Source organism: Terribacillus saccharophilus, from assembly GCF_002272745.1.
Taxonomy (GTDB): domain Bacteria; phylum Bacillota; class Bacilli; order Bacillales; family Amphibacillaceae; genus Terribacillus; species Terribacillus saccharophilus_B.
The window spans coordinates 1-392 of the sequence record NZ_NPBD01000031.1 but is presented as its reverse complement, the minus strand read 5'-3'; the positions used below and the strand labels follow the sequence as shown (position 1 = coordinate 392).

The window sequence follows — 392 nt, the reverse complement described above, 5'->3', positions numbered from 1 at the left end:
ATTTATTGGGCTATAGCCAAGCGGTAAGGCAACGGGTTTTGGTCCCGTGATCGTTGGTTCGAATCCAGCTAGCCCAGCCATTTACTTCTTTTCAATAGAATGTTTTTGAGCCATTAGCTCAGTTGGTAGAGCATCTGACTTTTAATCAGAGGGTCGAAGGTTCGAGTCCTTCATGGCTCACTTTATAGATCAGTTCCAGTAACTGTTTCTATTACGCGGGTGTGGTGGAATTGGCAGACACGCTAGACTTAGGATCTAGTGCTTCGGCGTGGGGGTTCAAGTCCCTCCACCCGCATCATCATTACTTTACTGCTGAGCGGAAGTAGTTCAGTGGTAGAACACCACCTTGCCAAGGTGGGGGTCGCGGGTTCAAATCCCGTCTTCCGCTCCAT

The 392-nt window shown here is 49.0% G+C and carries 4 tRNA genes; all 4 read left to right on the top strand.

What is annotated here, in order from left to right:
* The first annotated feature begins 6 nt into the window (after positions 1–6).
* Positions 7–80, top strand: a tRNA-Gln gene (locus CHH58_RS18095).
* 27 nt (positions 81–107) lie between these two features.
* A tRNA-Lys gene (locus CHH58_RS18090) sits at positions 108–180 on the top strand.
* Positions 181–215: 35 nt separating this feature from the next.
* Positions 216–295, top strand: a tRNA-Leu gene (locus CHH58_RS18085).
* Positions 296–316: 21 nt separating this feature from the next.
* A tRNA-Gly gene (locus CHH58_RS18080) sits at positions 317–391 on the top strand.
* Position 392: the final 1 nt, after the last annotated feature.